Origin of the sequence: Rothia sp. ZJ932 (assembly GCF_016924835.1) — a bacterium.
In the GTDB taxonomy this organism is placed as follows: domain Bacteria; phylum Actinomycetota; class Actinomycetes; order Actinomycetales; family Micrococcaceae; genus Rothia.
Genome location: NZ_CP070480.1, coordinates 2,195,816 through 2,210,875 on the forward strand (window position 1 = coordinate 2,195,816; position 15,060 = coordinate 2,210,875).

Genomic DNA, 15,060 nt, shown 5'->3' on the forward strand with positions numbered 1-15,060 from the left:
CTATGAATATTGCCTTTCGATTCGCGGCACGCTCAGATGTGGGTATGGTGCGCTCCAAAAACGATGACTCTGCGTACGCTGGTCACTACCTAGCTATCGTTGCTGATGGCATGGGTGGTCACGTGGGCGGTGACGTTGCGTCAGCCACCACTGTTCTTGATCTTACCCCGCTTGATCGCACCGGTTATTCGGGGTCTGCCGGCATCTATCTGGCTGATGAGATTCAAACAGCCAATATGATTATGAATGAGCTGGTAAGCCTCAACCCTGCCCTCGGTGGTATGGGTACCACCTGCACGGCTCTACTGATTGATGGCGGACGCATTGAGTTAGCTCATATTGGTGATTCTCGCGCGTACCGTCTGCGCGATGGCAACTTTGAGCAGATTACTACCGATCACACTTTTGTGCAGCGCCTACTCAGCGAGGGGCGCATCACCCGCGAAGAAGCAGAAAATCACCCCCACAAAAACGTGATTATGCGCGTTTTGGGTGACGTGGATGCTTCCCCCGAGCTTGAACTTCAAACCTTGGACGCGCAGGTTGGCGAAAAGTGGCTTCTTAGCTCAGACGGTCTTGATAACTGCGTCAGCTTAGAAGAAATTGAGGCGGTACTGCGTTCTACCAGTGACCTCAAGCAGATTGTCGACACTCTCACTGACCTCACCCTTCAGCGCGGAGCGCCCGATAATGTCACTCTGGTGGCGTTGCAGGTGATTGCTGAGGACACGCTGTCGCAGGCAATTACTGCCCCACAGCCTATTATTCCTGTTCGGAAATATGACGATTCGGGAACACATGTGGGTGTTCACCCTGTTCCTGCTGAAGATATCATCGATGTCGATGCCGCAGAACAGGCGTCCGAATACCACCACAAAATTCCCTGGCGACGACGCCTGCCCAGTGATGCCAAACTACGCAACGCCCTGCGCCACGGAAAATGGCGTGGCGAGTCTTTCTCTGACGGCGTGCTGAACGTGATGACCCAAACCGCGGGCGTTGATGAACGCCCGGTCAACGCAGAGGAATCATCGGCGTCCGTCCTGCGCACCGAGCTGAAAGAACGCCCGCACCAGCTGGTGGGGTCTGCGGCTAACGCCACCCAGACCGGGAAGATTCCCGCGGTTGCTGAACGTACTGTGCAGCAGCGCGCCACTCTGGCGCAGACTGCGACTCTCCAGTCGCAGGAAAAGACCGCTGAGCTACCCGAGGATTTTCGCGCCCTGCTTGAGGGTGAAGACAATGAAGACCCTCGCCCTCGCTGGGCGGTGCGAATTTTCGCCGCCATATTGACCTTGGCGGTGCTGGCAGCAACCGTTTGGAGCGGTCTGAGCTGGATCTCAAACCGCTATTATGTAGGCGTCAACAACAATAAGGTTGCTATTTACAGCGGCGTCCCCCAGTCGGTGGGTCCCATTCATCTGTACGAGCTGCTCGATGAAACTTCTATTGAGGTAGATACTCTGCCGGAGTACTCGCAGTCGCTACTGCACAACACCATTACGGCTACTGACCGTCAGGACGCCGAGCGTATTGTTGATAACCTCAATCAGCAGGTCATCCGTCGCGCGCCTACCCCTGGCACCGTTACCACCGTGATGCCTGAACCCAGCGCGTCCGCACCAAGCGAACCTAAGGCACCTGAAACTCAGACTACCGATGCAGGGGTTCGGTCCGAGACAACGCAGGGAGGTCAGTAATGTCTACACAAGCAGTACCGCGTAGTCGCGCTATCACCGGGTTTGTGCTGAGCGCTTTTGCTGTTGCTTTGTGCCCGCTGGCGATGTGGCTTATTGATGCTGAGCTGATTGCTGCCGGTGATACCCGCTGGCGCACGGCTACCATCACCCTGGCGGTGGGCACCCTCGTTATCTATCTTGTTTCTTTCTTCCGCGCGCGTTACGCTGATCCGCTCATTTTGCCCCTCGTGGTGGCATTGAACAGCGTTGGATTGGCAATGATTTATCGCATTGATTTGACTACCAGTGCGGACGCGGGTGAGTCGCAGGTGATGTGGACGGGTGTGGCGATGGGCGCTGCAATGCTTGTGCTAGTGGCTTTGAAAAACCACAGGGTTCTGCGTAAGGTCACGTATATTTCTTTAGCAGTATCTATTGTGCTGCTCTTGCTTCCGCTTATTCCCCGCCTTGGTCTTGAAATTAATGGTGCGCGCATCTGGGTGAGCGTGGCGGGTAGAACCTTCCAGCCCGGTGAGATTGCCAAGATCACCCTGGCTATATTCTTTGCTGGCTATCTTTCGACGCACCGTGATTTGATTCTGCTTGCTGGTAAGCGAGTTGGTCCCGTCCGTCTGCCCCGTTTCAAAGATTTGGCACCTATGTTCATCGCGTGGCTGGTGAGCATCGGTGTTCTGGTGTTCCAGCGCGATCTTGGCTCGGCAATTCTCTTCTTCGGCTTGTTCATGGCGATGCTGTTCCTGGCAACCGGGCAGATTACCTGGATTGCTCTGGGTTTGTTGTTCGTTGCTGCCGGCGGTTTTCTCGCCTACAACTTCATCTCCCATGTGCATTACCGCATCTCGTCGTGGATTCACGCTTTTGACCCCGAGGTCTATAACCAGCCGGTGGGTGGCTCTGGGCAGATTGTGCAGGGTGTTTTTGGTCTTGCCTCTGGCGGTCTATTCGGACGCGGCTGGGGCAGCGGACGTCCTGACCTGGTTGCCTACTCCAATTCAGACATGATTGTTACCGCCCTCGGTGAAGAACTGGGTCTTCTGGGTCTGGGCGCGATTTTGATGGTCTTCCTCCTGCTGGTATCAAGGGGTTTCCGCGCGGCACTCGGTGTACGCGATGCTTTCGGCAAGCTTCTGGCGGCTGGGCTTTCAGCTGTTATTGTTCTTCAGCTCTTCGTCGTTATCGGCGGGGTTACCCGTCTTATTCCGCTGACCGGTTTGACGACCCCTTTCATGTCGGCAGGCGGTTCTTCTCTTCTTGCCAACTGGGTGATTGCGGCTTTATTGATTGCTATTTCGCACTCGGCGAGGGCACCGCAGGTGGTTGATGCTTTCTCAGATCAGGACGCTGTGGCGGGCTCCATTGCCGCCTCCGAAGGTCATGAGGGAGCAACTTCTGTGATTTCTAGAATTTCAGACGAACAGGCAAACGCTGCAGGAGGTGGCAGATAAATGAATAAGGCTATTCGCAGACTCTGGATTGTGTCTGCCTGCGTCTTTGCCCTCCTGCTGGGAGCGCTTACTTACATTCAGTTTTTTGAGTCAAAGAACCTCATGGCGAATCAGTGGAACAGTCGCCAGCTCTATGATTCCTACGGGGCACAGCGCGGTTCTATTGTGGTCGGCGGCGTTGAGATCGCTTCTTCGGTGCCTTCTGATGATGGTTATAACTACCAGCGAGTGTATGCCCAGCCAGAAATGTATGCGAGTCTTACCGGCTACTTCTCTTCTGTGTACGGCACCACCGGCATTGAGTCTGCCATGGATAAAGAGCTTTCAGGCACCGCTGATGAGCAGTTCTATGATCGCATTTCGCAGATGTTCTCGGGTAGCAGTGCCCAGGGGGCAACTGTTGAGCTAACCATCGACCCTGTCTTGCAAAAAACTGCATGGAACCTTTTGCGGGGTCACAAGGGAGCCATCGTGGCGCTCAACCCCAAGACCGGTGAAATCTTGGCAATGGCGTCCTCACCTTCTTACGACCCCAACGACCTGTCTTCGCATAACAGCGCTGAAGTCATTGAAAACTATGCGGCACTGAATCAAGACCCCAGTAACCCCCTGCATAACCGCGCTATTGCCGGTAACACCTATGCACCGGGTTCCACCTTCAAAATTATTGACGCTGTGGCAGCCCTGGAATCGGGCAAGTACACGGCAGAGTCTGTGATTGATAACCCCCAGAACCTGCCCCTGCCCAACACAAATATCAGCCTGCCCAACTACGTCAACGGTCAGTGTTCAACACGCGCCCAAGCCACTATCGAGTGGGCTTTGGCGCAATCGTGTAACACCCCCTTCGCTCAGATTGCAATGGCTCTAGGGCAGGATAAGATAGCTCAGACGGCGCAGAATTTTGGGTACGGTCAAAAACTCAGCATTCCCCTTTCGGTTTCGCAGTCTGTCTTTCCCCAAAATATGTCTGATGACCAGTTGGCTTTGGCATCAATTGGTCAGTACGACGTAAAAACTACTCCTCTGCAGGTCGCTATGATGTCAGCTGCTATTGCTAATGAAGGCAAGCAGATGAAGCCCAACATGATAGCGTCTGTGAAATCTCATAATCTAAACTCACTGTATGAATTTTCCAGTGAGCAATTAAGAACTTCTACTAGCCCAGAAATTGCTGCGCAGGTTAAGGATTGGATGGTGAACGACGTGGAAAACGGCATTGCCTCGGGTGCCGCCGTCAATGGCGTTGAGGTAGCTGGTAAGACCGGTACCGCCGAGATTGGTGATACCGGTTCTAACAACGCGTGGTTCACGGGTTTTGCTCCGGCGGATGACCCTCAGATCGCTGTTGCAGTAGTTTATGAAGATGTAGATGCAGTTACTGGTGCTTCGCTCACCTCTCCGGCGGGCAAAGCTCTTTTTGAGGCGGTGTTGAACTAGTGAGACCCTCTGTTGATACGACGCTCGGTGGTCGTTACGACCTGACTGAGCGCATTGCCATTGGCGGAATGGGTGAGGTCTGGAAGGCTCGCGATAAGGTTCTTGGTCGCATTGTGGCGGTTAAGATTCTGAAAGAGGAATATACGGGTGATCCGGGTTTCCTCGAGCGTTTCCGCGCCGAAGCGCGTCACACTGCCCTGCTAAACCACCCCGGTGTAGCGAACGTCTTTGACTACGGTGAAGAGGACGGCTCTGCTTATCTGGTGATGGAGCTGGTGCCGGGTGAGCCGCTATCTAACATCATTGAGAAAGAGAAGCGTCTTGCTTCAGACCGCATTCTCAATATCATTGCCCAGACTGCTCGCGCTCTGGCGGCTGCTCACGCGCAGGGTCTGGTTCACCGAGATGTGAAACCAGGCAACCTCATTATCACTCCGGACGAGCGCGTTAAAGTTACTGATTTCGGTATCGCTCGTTTGGCTGATCAGGTTCCTTTAACTGCGACAGGTCAGGTGATGGGTACTGCCCAGTACCTCGCGCCCGAACAGGCGACGGGACAGCAGGCAACCGGTCACTCCGATATGTACTCTTTGGGCATTATTGGCTACGAGTGTTTGGCGGGTAAGCGTCCTTTCACCGGTGAGTCACAGATTGCTATTGCGCTGGCTCAGGTAAACGACCCGCCACCCCCGCTACCGCAGGATGTTCCGGCGCCCGCTGCTGCGCTCATTATGTGCCTGCTGTCCAAGGATCCCCAGCAGCGTCCTGAGACTGCTACTGCTTTGGCTTCTGCGGTGGATGCGATTCGCCGCCGCGATGTACCGGCAGCCATTAAAGCTGTGCCTTCCTTGGTAGCTTTCTTGCCGCAGGGTGCTGAGACAAGCGCTACCGAGGTAATGCCACCGGCAACTAAGGTTGCGCCTACTGCGCGTTTTGGTTCCGGTGCTCGTTTTGCACCGAAGCCGACCACTGCGGCACTGCCCGAGGTGGGCGTATCCGGTTCAGCTGCTGCGCCTGCGGCATCTGCACCTCGACCCGCGCCGGTCAAAAAGTCTTCACTCTGGGGTTGGGTATCGCTGTTCTTGGCGGTCATTTTGTTGGGTCTATTGGGTGGGTTCTTCTTGCTCAATAACAAGGATGATGATTCATCACCCGCGCAGAGTTCAAGCACAGCCCCGACCCCGTCGGGCACCGTCTCAACGGTAAGCTCAGCACCTGCAACTGAAGAACCAGCTCCCAACCAAAACGAGGCGCAGCGAGTTTCAATCCGCAGTAGTGACTACACCGGCAGGGCACTTGATGATGTCATCAATGACCTCACGGCGCTAGGTTTTTCAACCAAAACCGAGGGAATCGTTTCAGATGAGGAGAATGACACCGTCCTCTCTATCACCCCGACGGGTTCACTCAAGTCGGGCTCAACGATTACCGTCACCTACTCCACCGACCCTGAAAGCGTCGTGCTGCCCAACGACCTTGAGGGACGTAACGCTGATGAGGTCATTAGCGAAATTACAGACATGGGCATTAACGTCCAGTTGCATATGCGGCAGACAAACAGTGCAGACCCTAACACTGTGCTTCGCACCTCGCCTTCTTCAGGCTCACGCGTTGAAATTGGTAGTAGTGTAGATGTTTACGTGGCGCAGACACCTGCAACTGCTTCGGCATCTGCGACTCCCAGTGCGCCTGCAGCTCCTGCTGGAACCAAAAACTCCGGTGCAGCAGCAGACCCTAGTGCTTCAGCGAACGCCCCTGGGAGCGTTGCGACTGAGCCTTCTTCAGCCCCTTCAGAGAACAACGGATAAAGCATGGAACTGAATATTCCCGACACTGTTGACCAGCGTTATAGCGTTGGTGAGGTTATTGGTAGCGGCGCTATGGCTACTGTGTATGCGGCTACCGATAATCGGTTGGGCCGCCAGGTGGCGTTGAAGGTTTTACGCCCAGAGATTGCCCGTGATGAGGCTGCGCGTGTGCGTTTTGCCCGTGAGGGTGAATCAGTTGCCTCACTGAATCATGCTGGCATCGTGGCTGTCTACGATACTGGTTCTGTTTCTGTTGAAGATTCAGGTGAGCAGGTTGAGGTTCCTTACCTGGTCATGGAGCTGGTACACGGTAAGTCTTTGCGCGATGTTTTACGCGGTGGAGGGGTCTCTGTTGCGGATGCCGCTGTTTACGGTGTGCAGTTGATGGATGCCCTAGATTGTTCCCACAGTGCCGGGGTGATTCACCGCGATGTGAAGCCCGGTAATTTGATGGTGCTTGAGGCAAGCGATGATGATCGCAAGCAGGGCATTCCCGGTCGTATTAAGGTTATGGACTTCGGTATCGCTCGCGCGGCGATGGAGGGTGAGCCACTGACTCAGGCAAATATGGTGCTGGGCACCCCTCGCTATATCTCACCGGAGCACGCTAGTGGCGCTGCTGTTGACGAGCGAAGCGATGTTTATTCTGCTGCCGTGGTGCTGTACGAGATGGTTGCTGGGCGCGCACCGTTTACCGGTGATGTTGCCAGTGATTTGTTGTCTAAGCATTTAAGCGAGGATCCGAAGGCTCCGAGTTTCTACGCTAAGCGTGAGGTTCCCGTTGAGCTAGATCGCGTCATTTTGAAGGCTTTGAGTAAGGATCCCGCGAGCCGTTATCAGAGCGCTGCGGAGTTCCGCAATGCTTTGGTGCATGCTACGCATTCTTTGTTGCCCACGTCTATTCTTGAAAATCTTGATAACGCTCCGGCAACAACCGCTTTTACCCCTGTTGAGACTCCTATACCTACCAGCAAGCCGGGTGTCGGCGCTGCTATGGGTGCCGGGGCGGTAGCTGCTTCCAGCGCTGCAACCCCTGCTAGCGCGTCCTCAGCTACTCCTCCCACCGGCGAGGTAGCAGGTTTAGGCAGTATCTTCACGGACGCGCAGGATGAGTACTCCCGCGAAGAAGTATTGGAGTACGGACGCGATGAGGAGCTGCTGCGCAAGAGCCGCCGCAGGCGCGCGTGGGGCAGGTTCCTCTCTGGTCTGATTATTTTCTTGCTGGCCGCTTCGTGTATTGGCATTGTGTTGTACTATAACAACAAGCTGAACGAGGTTCCCACCGTTGCTGTTCCTTCGGTGACCGGGCAGATGCAGGCGGAGGCTGAGAATACTCTGCGTAATGCTGGTTTGCAGGTGGAGCACATCGAGGATTTCTCGGATAACGTTCCCAGAGGTCAGGCAATCGGCACTGTCCCCGTGGTGGGTACCGCTGTTGATGAAAACTCTATGGTGACTTTGAAAGTTTCAAAGGGTAACGAGCAGATTAAGGTTCCCGGTGATTTGGCGGGTCAGTCTGAGGCTTATGTTCGTGAGGCTTTGACTAAGGCTAACCTTGTTCCCGGTAGGGTTTCGACGGTAAATGACCCCACTATTCCTGCTGGTTTGGTGGTGGCTGTTGAGCCGGGTGAGGGTGAGTCTGTGAAGGCTGAGTCCACCGTGAACATTGTGCTGTCAACCGGTAAGGTTGAGGTTCCTGATTTGGTGGGTCTGACTCGCGATCAGGCGATTGCTGCCTTGACTGGTCCTGATACTCTACTGAGCACCAATATTGAGAATGTGCAGACAACCTCGGCACCGGCTGGTACCGTGATGTCGCAGAGCGCGGCACCGGGTACGTCCATTGAGCAGGGTTCCACGGTGACTATTCGTATTGCGAATGCTCCTACTCCTACCGCAGCTGCGGCACCGGCTACGCCCAGCGCACCGGCGGCTTCTAATGCTCCGAGTGCAGCACCTAGCGCACCGGCTAATCCTAATGCACCGGCAGGCAATGCGCCTCCGGCTCCGAGCGCGACTGCTTCAGCTGCTAATCGTGCGCCTGCTGCGCCCAGCACGGCGGCAACCGGTGGCGCTAACCGCTAGGTTGGTTCTCTAAGAGTGAGTAAAAGCCCTGCACTGTTTACAGTGCAGGGCTTTTTAGTATCTGGCTTTGCTGTGGGAGCGTGTTTATTCGCTGACTAGGGGTGAGAGTGCGGACGCGCGTTCGGCGACCCCGGCAATGCCACCTACTTCTTCGAGCCAGTTACCGAGCATGAGGTAGCCGCCTTCTGTGAGTACTGATTCGGGGTGGAACTGTACTCCGTGCAGGGGCGCTTCGGTGTGGGCTAGACCCATGATGATTCCGTTGTCGGTGCGAGAGGTGACGCGCAGTTCTGCTGGCACCGTTTCGGGTTCGACGGCAAGGGAGTGGTAGCGGGTAGCGGTGAAGGGTGAGGGTAGGTTTTTGAAGACTGAGTCGCCTTCGTGTACCAGCGATGAGGTTTTGCCGTGCATGAGTTCGGGCGCGTGTGAGACGGTAGCGCCGAAGGCTTCAGCTATTGCCTGGTGACCCAGGCAGACCCCGAGAAGGGGTTTGCGCGCGTCCTTAGCCCAGCGAATCACGTCGATGATGACGCCAGCATCGGCGGGGGCACCGGGGCCGGGTGATACGAGTACGCCGTCGTGGTTCTCGGCAAGAGCAATAGCCTCTTCAACGCTGATTTCGTCGTTGCGTACAACCGTTGTTTCGGCGCCCAGTTGCTGGATGTAGCCCACTAGGGTGAACACAAAGCTGTCGTAGTTATCGATGACAAGAATTTTGGTCATAAGGTCATACCCTGCTATTCGATGGTTGAGGTTTCAGTAAAGGGGCTGTACTCAGCGAGCACAGGAAAGACGTATTCCATGAGTATGAAAACTGCGGTGAGAATCAGAAGTAGCGCCAGAATGATGCGTACTGTCAGAGGTCCGGGAAGGTGGCGAAAAATCCATCCGTACATGCTTTAGCTTCCTTCCACAGTTGATGCGATGTCTTGGGGTGCGCCAGCGGCAAGAGGCTGCCAGCCGTCAAAGCTGGCATGAACAATATAACGTTCGGTGTCTCCGTAGCGCGGGTGGCAGGTGGTGAGGGTCAGGGTGCGCTCGGTGGCTTCAGCGCCGGGTTCGTTGGGTACGGGTGCGATAACCTCTACCTGATGGGGTAGCACAATGTGAGACTGGTAGACGGTGTAGGTGTAGTAGCCGTCGATAGTCTGAACGTAGATTTTGTCGCCGTTTTGCAGCTTGTCGATGCGGTCAAGCACCGCTCCGTTAGTTTGGCGGTGACCTGCGAGCGCGAAGTTCCCGACTTCGCCCGGCTGTGCTGTGCCTTCGTAGTGACCGAGTCCTAGGGTGTCGAGGACGTCGTTACCGGTGCCTTCGGCGATGGGGCGCTGGTAGCTTTCACCCAGTCGCGGTATGTAGATGACTCCGTAGGCTTGACCGTAAGCATCCGCACCTGTTGCCACCGGGGGGTTGGTGGGGTCAAAGTTTACGGTATCGGTACTGGCGGGGTCTGCACTGTTCGCGTTGTCGGTGGAGGTACCGCCGTCCTCGACCTGCCCCGATGCGTCGGAGAGTGCGGACGCTGCCGCCTGCTTAAATTCCTGGGTGAGGGAGGAGACCGCGTCCTGCTGGGCACTGTTGGCGGCGATATTCGTCCACCACAACTGCCAGGCAACAAAGAGAAGCAGTATGAAACCGAGGGTGAGCAGCAGCTCTCCAATGATCTGCACAGACCATTGCCCTGCGGTGCGAGCAGGGGCAGCCCGGTGAAAGCCGGAGCGCCCTGTTGCTGCTGTATTCATTGCTCCCTTTCGGTTGCGCATTGGTAGCTTCTAGTAACAACGATATAATTGTGTACTGAATTAGTTTTATTTCATTGTAAACCGTACAGTTGTGCGGCACTGGAGGTACCGTGGCATCAGGTAGCAAGAAGGCAGCAGAGAGCGGCATGGACGAAGAGGTTCAGTTGCGCCGTGTGGCACGCGAGATGAGCCAGGATCAGTTCGCCTCACCCACTCCCCTGTGGTACCGCGTCATCATGTTTGGCTTGATGATTATCGGCGTTTTGTGGATTATGACCTATTACATTAGTCAGACTCTTTACCCCATTGCATCTATTGGTGCGTGGAACCTTGTGGTGGGTGTGGGTTTGATGATGATTGGTCTGATTATGACAACTAGGTGGCGTTAGTTAGGTGAGCGGCAAAGGTTTCGCGGGTTCTGATATTCACCCCGAGCTGCCCGAGCAGCCTTCTGATGGTTTTAAGCCGGATGTAACGAACCCGGCGAATTTGGCGCCGGTTGATCCTACGGAGAAACGCGAAGAGCGCGAAGATATTAAAGCGGCGATTCTTGAGACTAAGTTGCGCCGTTGGGCGTTGCTGGCTTTTATTGTGATGCCCGCCCTTTATGTCATTTGGCAGCAGTTTTTCGCTTAGGCTGTAGCTAGCCCCGTCCTTATACGGTGTATAAAAACTGCCCGCTACCAGAAGGTGGCGGGCAGTTTCACTCGCACATCCACTCACAGAAGTCTCTCTCTGCTGGTGAATCCATCCCCTCGCGTGAGGGGAAACTTTTTTATGCCTCGGGTGCGGTGAATTCGAGGTCGAGTTCGATGAGAACCTTGTCTGAGACCATGACGCCACCGGTTTCAACGGCTGCGTTCCAGGTGATACCGAAGTCTTTGCGGGAGATGGTGGTTGATACGGACGCGCCGGTGCGGGTGGTGCCGAAGGCGTCTACCGCTACGCCGCCGAACTCGCCGGTCAGGGTGACGGGGCGGGTCTCACCGCGAATGGTCAGGTTGCCTTCAACGGTGATGTCTTCACCGTTGATCTCAACGGAGCGTGAGGTGAAGGTCATGGTGGGGTAGTTTTCAGCATCGAAGAAGTCTGCTGATTTGAGGTGACCGTCGCGGGCTTCGTTCTCGGTGTTGATGGAAGCGATCTGGAGGGTCGCTTCAACGGTTGAGTCTGAGATGTTCTCAGCTACGTTGAACTGCGCGTCGATCTGGTCGAAGCTGCCGCGTACCTTTGAGATGCCTGCGTGACGTACAACGAAGCCTACGTGTGAGTGTGCTGCGTCGATTGCCCAGGTGCCTGCGGTGAGTTCTGCCATGATGCCCCCCTTGGTTGAAGCTGTTTTACCTACAAGAATTACTTTACGAGTAAAGTTTATACGAGGCAAACTTTCCTTGTAAAGTTTCTTCATTAAGGGGCACCAAGAGGTCAGATGTGCGTCATTTTCAGGCTAAAAATGACGCGCACCTGACCTATCGCGGTGTATTGCGAGAACCTAGCGCTTCAACGACGCACCGTTGGACGCGATGACCTGCTTGTACCAGTCAAAGGACTTTTTCTTGTAGCGCTGCAAGCTACCCGAACCGTCGTCATGACGATCCACATAGATAAAGCCGTAGCGCTTAGACATCTGTGCGGTAGATGCCGAGACCAGGTCAATGCAACCCCAGCTCGTGTAACCCAGCAGCTGCACGCCGTCCTCAATAGCCTCAGCCACCTGCACCAGATGGTCATTCAGGTAGTCAATACGGTAATCGTCCTCAACCGTGCCGTTCACCAGCTCGTCTTTAGCGCCCAAACCGTTCTCTACGATAAAGAGCGGCACCTGCCAGCGATCCCAATACTCATTGAGAATGTAGCGCAGACCCACCGGGTCGATCTGCCAGCCCCATTCTGAGGCTTCCAAGGTGGGGTTCGGGATTCCGCCAATGATGTTGCCCTTACCGCTTTCCTTCTCGGTGGCAGACTCACACACCGACATGTAGTAAGAGAACGAGACAAAATCAACGGTGTGCTTCAGATCTTCACGGTCAGCATCGGTTATTTCAAGCTCGACACCCAGCTCGCGCAGCTTACGCCTGAAATAGCCGGGGTACTCACCGCGCACATGCACATCGCCAAAGGTGAAATCGTCGTGGGAGGCAATCAGCGCCGCCATAGCGTCATCAGGGTGAGGGGTCAGCGGGTAACGCGGAACCGCCAAAATCATGCAACCCACCTTGCTCTCGGGGTCAATTTCGTGGGCAATCCTGGTCGCCCGACCCGACGCCACCAGCTCATGGTGAATTGCCTGGTACAGGTTCTGCGCCCCGATTTCTTCGGGTGTTCCCTCAATGCCCGAGAACATTGGAAAGTGCAGCACCGAGTTAATCTCGTTGAAGGTCAGCCAGTAGCGCACGCGTCCCTTGAAGTGCTCCATGACGGTGCGGGCGTAGTTCTCAAAAAAGTCGATGACCTTGCGGTTGGTGAAGCCACCATATTCACGCATAATGTGCAGCGGGGTTTCATAGTGGCTGAGAGTCACCAGCGGCTCAATGCCTTGAGAGCGCATGTAGTCGATGACGCGGTCATAGAACTCTAGCCCCTCCCGGTTGGGTTCAGCCTCATCCCCGCGCGGGAAGATGCGGCTCCACGCGAAAGAAATACGGAAGGTGGTAAAACCCATCTCTGCCAGCAGATCGATGTCTTCTTCGTAGCGGTGGTAAAAATCAATGCCTTTGAGCTTGAGATTATCTTCGGTGGGGCCGTCCGTGGCAGGGCGGGTGACGCCACCGGGCAGAATATCCTGCACGCTCAGACCTTTCCCGCCCTCATTGTAGGCGCCCTCAATCTGGTTAGCGGCGGTCGCTCCGCCCCACAAAAATCCTTCGGGGAACATATTCTCTTCTTTCTCTCCTTTTAACACAAAAGACCTGAGCCACACAGAACGTGAATCTCAGGTCTAGCCCCTAGCACATCAGCAGCAGGTCAGCTGTTCATACCGGTGAAGGGTAACGATCCATTTCTGAGTCTAGACCTCATACTGTGAGCGGTGCAATTAGTTTCACCCTTGTTAATAAATATGCCCCTCCCCCAGCGCTTCGTAGATTCGCTGGGTCACGCGCTCCATCACAGACGAGGTGATCTTCCAGTGCTGCCAATACAGCGGAATCTCCACGGGCGCGTCGGCGAGTTTCACCCAGCGTCCTGCCGCGAGCGCGTCCGCGCACTGAACGTAGGGCACGATTCCCCAACCGATGCCGGTATCAACAGCGCGTACGTAATCCGGCGATGAGGGTACATAGACGCTGGGGGCGTCCTGCAGGTTTTTGCCCAGCTTGAACTTTGCGGCGATAAGTTGGCGGCCGCGTTGCTGACCGAAATCCTTGTGGTCGTATTCGATGACGGGTGCGGACGCGAGTTGTTCGGCGGTGAGGTTGCGGGGAAGATCAGGAAAGAAGTCTTGGGCAAATTCGGCGGATGCGACGGGCCAGTAGCTGCCGATGCCCAGTTTTTCGACGGAGCAGCCTGCGATGGCTTCTGGTTCTGAGGTGACAGCTGCCATGACCTCGCCGGAGCGTAGCAGGGCTGATGAGTGGTATTCGCCTTCGCGGCGCAGGTCGCAGTAGATGTGGTCTTCACGGGCGAGGACGCGCACGGCATCCAGTAGCCAGGTGGAGAGCGAGTCGCTGTTGATTGCTATTGCCACTGTTTGCCCGGAGCGGTCGCCGTCGAGTTCGCGGGCGAGTTCGTCGTGGAGGTACTGGCTTTGCCGTGCCACGCGGAGCACGAGTGTGCCGGGTTCTGTGGGTTCTACGGGGTTGGTGCGTTTGATGAGGACGCGCCCGGCTGACTGTTCCATGGCTTTGATACGTTGGGAGACAGCTGAGGCGCTAATCATGAGTACGTCGGCGGCAGCTTCGAAGGTTCCGTAATCAACGACGGTGGCGAAAGTGGTGAGCTGGTCTGCGGTAAAACGGGTCATAAGAATATCTTACGCACCGTGAGAATCCTTAGATTGTCTAATTAGACCTAAGACCGTATTGTTTCTCGGGTGACTAGCGCAGAAATCTTCTCTCATTACCTTTTAGGGGTTACGACCCTGCTGACGCTGATTGTGGCTATTGGCGCGCAGAACGCCTATGTGTTGCGTCAGGCGATTCTGGGTAAGTTCGTTGTGCCCATTGTGCTCTTTTGCATCGTTTCGGATATTTTGTTGGTGGGCTTGGGAGTCTTTGGTTTCGGCATCATTGTTGAAAGCGCCCCCTGGCTGTTGGAGATTCTGCGCTGGGGTGGCGGTGCTTTCTTGCTTTGGTATGGTTTTTCAGCTGCCCGGCGCAGCCTGAAGCCTTCTGCCTTGAAGGTGGACGCCTCGACTCAGGGCCCGCAGACCTTGCAGCGGGCGCTGGTGCTGGCGGCGGCGATGACTTATTTGAATCCTCACACCTATATCGACACTGTGGTTCTGTTGGGGGCGCTGGCGAACCAGCAGGGCGATGAGGGGCGCTGGTACTACTATGCAGGGTGCGCCACCGGTAGCGTTCTCTGGTTTATAGCCCTCGGGTTTGGTGCGCGTTTTCTGCGTCCTGTCTTTGCCAATCCTAAGGCGTGGCGGGTGCTCGATGGGCTGATTGCCCTGCTCATGTTCTTCCTCGCCTACAAGGTTATGTTTGGTATGCATTAGCCAACCGATCCGCAGACGCCCTCAAAAGCCATCACGAATCCAAATTCAAAGGCGGTTCCTGAGAAGCGGTACTTCTCAAGTAGCTCAGGGGCGCAGTTGTTGGAGCCTATGCCGGTTTGTTTGTAGTCAGTGGTGAGTGCTGTTGCTCCGGCTTGTTGTAGCCGGTCAATCAACTCGAAG

The 15,060-nt window shown here is 55.4% G+C and carries 15 protein-coding genes; 8 read left to right on the top strand and 7 right to left on the bottom strand.

Translation table 11 applies throughout. The features are described from left to right. Positions 1–2 precede the first annotated feature (2 nt). From JR346_RS09980 to pknB, 5 genes are read left to right on the top strand one after another with little or no spacing between them, the layout of a single operon-like run. Positions 3–1,700 (top strand): PP2C family serine/threonine-protein phosphatase, encoded by a 1,698-nt coding sequence (locus JR346_RS09980; protein WP_205482419.1) that lies wholly within the window; start codon positions 3–5, stop codon positions 1,698–1,700. Beyond that, positions 1,700–3,145: an FtsW/RodA/SpoVE family cell cycle protein gene (locus tag JR346_RS09985; protein ID WP_205482420.1), complete on the top strand. Its 1,446-nt coding sequence runs from the start codon at positions 1,700–1,702 to the stop codon at positions 3,143–3,145. The genes JR346_RS09980 and JR346_RS09985 overlap by 1 nt, the downstream gene beginning before the upstream one ends. Then, positions 3,146–4,585, top strand: coding sequence for a penicillin-binding protein 2 (locus tag JR346_RS09990; protein ID WP_205482421.1), 1,440 nt, complete (start codon positions 3,146–3,148; stop codon positions 4,583–4,585). Beyond that, positions 4,585–6,393 (top strand): protein kinase, encoded by a 1,809-nt coding sequence (locus JR346_RS09995; protein WP_205482422.1) that lies wholly within the window; start codon positions 4,585–4,587, stop codon positions 6,391–6,393. The genes JR346_RS09990 and JR346_RS09995 overlap by 1 nt, the downstream gene beginning before the upstream one ends. Before the next feature lie 3 nt (positions 6,394–6,396). Next, positions 6,397–8,478 carry a Stk1 family PASTA domain-containing Ser/Thr kinase gene (pknB, locus tag JR346_RS10000; protein ID WP_205482423.1) on the top strand — a complete coding sequence of 694 codons (2,082 nt, stop codon included), beginning with the start codon at positions 6,397–6,399 and terminating at the stop codon, positions 8,476–8,478. A gap of 84 nt (positions 8,479–8,562) precedes the next feature. On the opposite strand, the gene JR346_RS10005 is transcribed toward pknB, so the two are convergent. From JR346_RS10005 to JR346_RS10015, 3 genes are read right to left on the bottom strand one after another with little or no spacing between them, the layout of a single operon-like run. Then, positions 8,563–9,201 (bottom strand): aminodeoxychorismate/anthranilate synthase component II, encoded by a 639-nt coding sequence (locus JR346_RS10005; RefSeq protein WP_204878259.1) that lies wholly within the window; start codon positions 9,199–9,201, stop codon positions 8,563–8,565. 14 nt (positions 9,202–9,215) lie between these two features. Beyond that, the gene (locus JR346_RS10010; RefSeq protein ID WP_204878258.1) at positions 9,216–9,374 is read right to left on the bottom strand and encodes a hypothetical protein; all 159 of its coding nucleotides are present in this window, start codon (positions 9,372–9,374) and stop codon (positions 9,216–9,218) included. A 3-nt stretch (positions 9,375–9,377) separates the two neighbouring features. Next, positions 9,378–10,220 (bottom strand): class E sortase, encoded by an 843-nt coding sequence (locus tag JR346_RS10015; protein WP_205482424.1) that lies wholly within the window; start codon positions 10,218–10,220, stop codon positions 9,378–9,380. A gap of 110 nt (positions 10,221–10,330) precedes the next feature. On the opposite strand from JR346_RS10015, the gene JR346_RS10020 reads away from it, so the two are divergent. Beyond that, a complete protein-coding gene (locus JR346_RS10020) occupies positions 10,331–10,609 on the top strand; it encodes a cell division protein CrgA (protein WP_240333953.1) in 279 nt (92 codons plus the stop codon). Between the two features lie 4 nt (positions 10,610–10,613). Continuing rightward, the gene (locus JR346_RS10025; RefSeq protein ID WP_204878256.1) at positions 10,614–10,856 is read left to right on the top strand and encodes a long-chain fatty acid--CoA ligase; all 243 of its coding nucleotides are present in this window, start codon (positions 10,614–10,616) and stop codon (positions 10,854–10,856) included. Between the two features lie 139 nt (positions 10,857–10,995). Here JR346_RS10025 and JR346_RS10030 read toward each other — a convergent pair whose 3' ends face one another. The 3 genes from JR346_RS10030 to JR346_RS10040 all read right to left on the bottom strand — a co-directional run bounded on the left by JR346_RS10030 (position 10,996) and on the right by JR346_RS10040 (position 14,181). Beyond that, positions 10,996–11,535, bottom strand: coding sequence for a YceI family protein (locus tag JR346_RS10030; protein ID WP_205482425.1), 540 nt, complete (start codon positions 11,533–11,535; stop codon positions 10,996–10,998). 177 nt (positions 11,536–11,712) lie between these two features. Then, positions 11,713–13,095: a glycoside hydrolase family 1 protein gene (locus tag JR346_RS10035; protein ID WP_205482426.1), complete on the bottom strand. Its 1,383-nt coding sequence runs from the start codon at positions 13,093–13,095 to the stop codon at positions 11,713–11,715. Between the two features lie 174 nt (positions 13,096–13,269). Continuing rightward, a complete protein-coding gene (locus JR346_RS10040) occupies positions 13,270–14,181 on the bottom strand; it encodes an ArgP/LysG family DNA-binding transcriptional regulator (RefSeq protein WP_204878253.1) in 912 nt (303 codons plus the stop codon). Between the two features lie 69 nt (positions 14,182–14,250). Here JR346_RS10040 and JR346_RS10045 point away from each other — a divergent pair, with 69 nt between their 5' ends. Beyond that, positions 14,251–14,880 (top strand): LysE/ArgO family amino acid transporter, encoded by a 630-nt coding sequence (locus JR346_RS10045; protein ID WP_240333954.1) that lies wholly within the window; start codon positions 14,251–14,253, stop codon positions 14,878–14,880. On the opposite strand, the gene JR346_RS10050 is transcribed toward JR346_RS10045, so the two are convergent. Continuing rightward, positions 14,877–15,053, bottom strand: coding sequence for a hypothetical protein (locus tag JR346_RS10050; protein WP_204878252.1), 177 nt, complete (start codon positions 15,051–15,053; stop codon positions 14,877–14,879). The two genes, JR346_RS10045 and JR346_RS10050, sit on opposite strands and share 4 nt — an antisense overlap. Positions 15,054–15,060: the final 7 nt, after the last annotated feature.

What these genes read in the sequence shown, in the direction of transcription:
- JR346_RS10010 (WP_204878258.1), bottom strand. Translation starts at nt 9,374, where the DNA reads ATGTACGGATGGATTTTTCGCCACCTTCCCGGACCTCTGACAGTACGC.
- JR346_RS09980 (WP_205482419.1), top strand. Translation starts at nt 3, where the DNA reads ATGAATATTGCCTTTCGATTCGCGGCACGCTCAGATGTGGGTATGGTG.
- JR346_RS09990 (WP_205482421.1), top strand. Translation starts at nt 3,146, where the DNA reads ATGAATAAGGCTATTCGCAGACTCTGGATTGTGTCTGCCTGCGTCTTT.
- JR346_RS10035 (WP_205482426.1), bottom strand. Translation starts at nt 13,095, where the DNA reads ATGTTCCCCGAAGGATTTTTGTGGGGCGGAGCGACCGCCGCTAACCAG.
- JR346_RS09985 (WP_205482420.1), top strand. Translation starts at nt 1,700, where the DNA reads ATGTCTACACAAGCAGTACCGCGTAGTCGCGCTATCACCGGGTTTGTG.
- pknB (WP_205482423.1), top strand. Translation starts at nt 6,397, where the DNA reads ATGGAACTGAATATTCCCGACACTGTTGACCAGCGTTATAGCGTTGGT.
- JR346_RS10005 (WP_204878259.1), bottom strand. Translation starts at nt 9,201, where the DNA reads ATGACCAAAATTCTTGTCATCGATAACTACGACAGCTTTGTGTTCACC.
- JR346_RS10015 (WP_205482424.1), bottom strand. Translation starts at nt 10,220, where the DNA reads ATGAATACAGCAGCAACAGGGCGCTCCGGCTTTCACCGGGCTGCCCCT.
- JR346_RS10030 (WP_205482425.1), bottom strand. Translation starts at nt 11,535, where the DNA reads ATGGCAGAACTCACCGCAGGCACCTGGGCAATCGACGCAGCACACTCA.
- JR346_RS10040 (WP_204878253.1), bottom strand. Translation starts at nt 14,181, where the DNA reads ATGACCCGTTTTACCGCAGACCAGCTCACCACTTTCGCCACCGTCGTT.